At 67.5% G+C, this 4,746-nt stretch carries 1 protein-coding gene; it reads right to left on the bottom strand.

The window, feature by feature from the left end; genetic code table 11:
* The coding region (locus ACWEWT_RS38425; RefSeq protein ID WP_452565873.1) for an amino acid adenylation domain-containing protein at positions 1–4,746 on the bottom strand (4,746 nt) is incomplete at both ends.

The raw sequence follows: 4,746 nt of genomic DNA, 5'->3' as shown, positions 1-4,746 counted from the left end.
CCCTCGAACGAAATCGCCACCCGATCCGGATGCGCCGCGGCAGCAGCATTGAAGCCGTCCAACAGCAGACCACCGGGCACTTCGTGCTCGGTCGCATTCCACTCCGCCAACACCTGCGAACGCTCGGCCCCGGCCAGGATCTCCAGATCCCCGACCGCCGTCTCCGGCGCCGCGACGATCTCCCGCAGCAAACGCGCGAACCGATCGACGAATCCTTGGACGGTGGCGTGATCGAACAGAGCGGTGGCGTAGGTCAGGTAACCGGCCACACCGTCGGGGGCGCCGCTGGTGTCGTAGGAATCCCCGAGGATCAGGTTCAGATCGAACTGCGAGATCTCGCTGTCGAAATCCACCCCGGAAACCGTCAGCCCGGGCAGCTCCAGCACCGTTTGCGCGAGGTTCTGGAAGGTGAAACCGACCTGGAACAGCGGATGCCGCGCCGTGGACCGCGCCGGGTTCAGCACCTCCACCAGCCGCTCGAACGGCACATCCGCGTGCGCGAAGGCCGCGATATCGATCTCCCGCTGCCGCCCCAGCAGATCCGCGAACGACTCTCCGCGATCCAGTTGTGTCCGGAACACCAGCGTGTTCACGAACATACCGATCAAATCGTCCAGCGCCGCCTCACCACGACCGGCGACCGGCGTACCCACGGTGATGTCGTCACTGCCCGACAACCGCGACAGCAGTACCGCCAGCGCGGAATGCACCACCATGAACAGCGTCGCGTTCCGCTGCTGCGCGACCCGCAGCAACCCGGCATGGATCTCGGCGTCGATCGCGACTTCGACCCGGCTGCCCGCGAAGGACTGCGCCGCCGGCCGCGGCCGGTCGGCCGGCAGATCCAGCTGATCCGGCACCCCGGCCAACGCCGACTGCCAGTAACCCACCTGTTGGGCCGCCGGCGATTCCGGATCGGACTCGTCGCCGAGTACGGCGCGCTGCCAGATGCTGTAGTCGGCGTACTGCACCGGCAACGGTGCCCAGCCCGGCACCGCGCCGGTGGTGCGGGCCGCGTACGCGGTCATCACATCCCGGGTCAGCGGGCCCACCGAGGAACCGTCACCGGCGATGTGATGGATGACCATCGCCAGCACGAACTCACCGGCACCGTTCGCGGCGTCGCCGATTCGGAACAGCGCCACCCGCACCGGCACCTCGGCCGTCACATCGAAACCGGCCGACATCAGCTCGGTGATTCCGGCCACCGCGTCTGCGGTGGTCGTGATCCCGAGGTCGGCTCCGAGCACTTCCTCGACCGGCAGTACATCCTGATACGGCAGACCGTCCGGACCCACCGGATAGCGCGTCCGCAGTGATTCGTGCCGTTCCAGCAGATCCCGGACAGCCGCCCGCAGCGCTTCGACATCCAGCTCACCGGACAACCGGATGGCCAGTGGAATGTTGTAGGCCAGCGATTCCTGATCGAACCGGTTCAGGAACCACATCCGCTGCTGCGCCAGCGACAACGGCACATACTGCGGGCGCCGCTGCGGCACCAGCGCCGAACGCCCACCCGATCCGGCATGCTGCTCCACCCGCACGGCCAGACCCGCCACCGTGGACGCCTCGAACAGCGCCCGCACCGGCACCGTGGTGTCCAGCGCCTTGCCCAGCCGCGCCGCGACCTGCGTCGCGACCAGCGAGTTACCGCCCAGGGCGAAGAAATCGTCATCCGCCCCGACCCGATCCACGCTCAGGACATCGGCGAACACACCCGCCACGATCTCCTCGATCGGCGTCGACGGCGCCCGGAACTCCCGCACCTCGAACACCGGCTCCGGCAGAGCCTTCCGATCCAGCTTCCCGTTGACGTTCAACGGCAGCGCGTCGAGTTCCACGAACACCGACGGCACCATGTACGACGGCAACCGCTGCGCCAGCTCGGTCTGGATCCGGCCCGTATCCAGGCCGTCTGCACCGGCAGCGGGTACCACGTAGCCGACCAGCAGGTCCCCGGTCCGCGGATCCGATTTCGCCAGCACCGCGGTCTGCGCGATCCCCGGCAGCGCCAGCAGCGCCGCCTCGATCTCACCCAGCTCGATCCGGAAACCACGGACCTTCACCTGGAAATCGGTACGGCCCCGGTACTCGAGCTCACCGTTGCGGTCGAAGGCCGCCAGGTCACCGGTGCGGTACATCCGCTGCCCGGGGACGAAGGGATCGGCCACGAATCGTTCCGCGCTCAGGTCCGGACGGCCGAAGTACCCGACCGCCAGCTGGTCGCCCGCCAGATACAGCTCACCCGCGACACCGTCGGGTACGAGCCCCAGCACGGCATCCAGGACGTAGACGCGCGAATTCCACTGCGGCACACCGATGGGCACCGACACCCGATCAGCCCCGGTCACCCGATGCGTCGTAATCGACACCGCCGCCTCGGTCGGACCATAGAGATTGAACAGTTCGGTGGCCGGGAACTCGGTGAGCATCTTCTGCGCCGTCGCCGCCGGTAGGGCTTCACCGATCGCCAGCACCCGCCGCAGGGACTGCGACACACCTGTTCCGGTGTTCACCAGGGCATCCAGCATCGAGGGCACCACCGTCAAGGTGGTCACCTGCTCGCGCGCCATCAACTCGTTCAGATACGCGGGATCCCGATGACCGTCGGCCTCCGCGATCACCAACCGGCCACCCGACACAGCCGCCAGCCAGAACTCCCACACCGACAAATCGAACGTCGCCGCGGTCTTCAACAACACCGCGTCCGAAGCATCCAACCCGAACTCATCGGTGATGTAGCGCAACTGATTCACGATCGCCGAATGCGGAACCGCCACACCCTTCGGACGACCCGTCGAACCCGACGTGAAGATCACATACGCCGTATCCGCCGCCCGCAACGGCGCCACCCGCTCCGCATCGGTCACCGGAGCAGCGTCGTAACCACCGAGATCGAGGGTGTCGACGGCGAGCGATACGACATCGTCACCGAGACCTTCGAGCGCGGCGGCGGTACCGGTGGTCAGCACACACACCGGTGCCGCGGTGTCGAGGATGTAGCGGGTGCGTTCGGCGGGCTGATCGGGATCCACCGGCACGTAGGCCGCACCGGCCGTAGCGACCGCGTACATCGCGACCACCAGATCCACCGACCGCCGCAGCCCCAGTACGACCCGGTCCTGCGGCCCCACACCGCGCTCGATCAGATACCGGGCCAACCGGTTGACCCGCGCACCCAACTCCGCATAGGTGACCCGTGAACCATCCGGGTCCACCAACGCGACCGCATCCGGCCCGGCCGCCACCGATGCCTCCAGCAGCGAGTTCAGGGTCGCCGGATCCAGCTGCCGTTCGGTCGAATTACGGACGACCGCGATAGCTGCCCGCTCCGCTGGATCGAGCAGGTCGAATGCGCCCACCGTGGTATCCGGTGCGGCGACGATCTCACCCAGCAGGCGGAGGAAACGATCCACGAATTCCTGTGCGGTGTCGTGGTCGAACAGGTCCGCGGCATAGGTCAGATGACCGGTCACACCATTCGGCGTTCCCGCGTCGTCGTAGTCGTCCGCGACGATCAGGTGCAGATCGAACTGCGAGATCTCGGTCTCGACCTCCACACCCGATACCGTCAGGCCCGGCAGCTCCAGACTCGACTGCGCCAGGTTCTGGAACGAGAAACCCACCTGGAACAGCGGATGCCGCGCGGTGGACCGCGCCGGATTCAATACCTCGACGAGCCGTTCGAACGGCACATCCGCGTGCGCGAACGCCGCGATATCGGTCTCCCGCTGCCGCCCCAGCAGATCGGTGAACGATTCACCCGGATCGAGCTGCGTCCGGAACACCAGCGTGTTCACGAACATACCGATCAGATCGTCCAGCGCCTGCTCACCACGACCCGCGACGGGCGTACCGACTGTGATGTCGCCGGTTCCCGACAGCCGGGCCAGCAGTACCGCCAGCGCCGAGTGCACGACCATGAAGAGGGTCGCGTTCTGCTGCTGCGCCACCCGCTGCAAACCGGCATGGATCCCGGCATCGACCGTGACCGGTATCCGGCTACCGGCGAACGACTGCACTGCCGGGCGCGGCCGATCCGACGGCAGGTCCAGTTGATCCGGCACACCGGCCAGCGCCGACCGCCAGTATCCGACCTGTCGCGCGGACAACGAATCCGGATCGGTCTCGTCGCCGAGCAACTCGCGCTGCCACAGCGCGTAATCGGCGTACTGCACCGGCAGTGCCGCCCACCCCGGCATCTCTCCGGCAGCGCGTGCCGCGTACGCGATCATCAGGTCCCGCGTGAGCGGTCCCACCGACGAACCGTCACCGGCGATATGGTGCATCACCATCGCCAGCACGAATTCACCGGTCGTAGTGCCGGTATCGGCGGCGGTGTCGTCGACCCGGAACAGCGCCACCCGCAACGGCACCTCGGCCGTCACATCGAAACCGGTCGAGGCCAGCTCCGTCACCGCGGCTACGACATCCCCGGTGGCGACCGCGTGCACCGGCAGATCCGGTACCGCCGCACCGGCGGGCAGGATCACCTGCACCGGACCCGATTCGGTCTCCGGATACACCGTCCGCAGCACCTCGTGCCGCGCCACCAGATCCGACACCGCCGCGCGCAACGCGTCGACGTCGAGCTCACCGGACAACCGGATCGCCATCGGCAGGTTGTAGGCCGCCGACTCCTGATCGAACCGGTTCAGGAACCACATCCGCTGCTGCGCCAGCGACAACGGCACCTGGTCGGGCCGTTCCCGCCGTGCCAGCACCGGAACGTTCCCGCGCCCGGCG

The sequence above is a fragment of the Nocardia sp. NPDC003963 genome, from assembly GCF_053605105.1.
The sequence above is the reverse complement of the archived record's forward strand: the minus strand, read 5'-3'. Positions and strand labels throughout refer to the sequence as shown.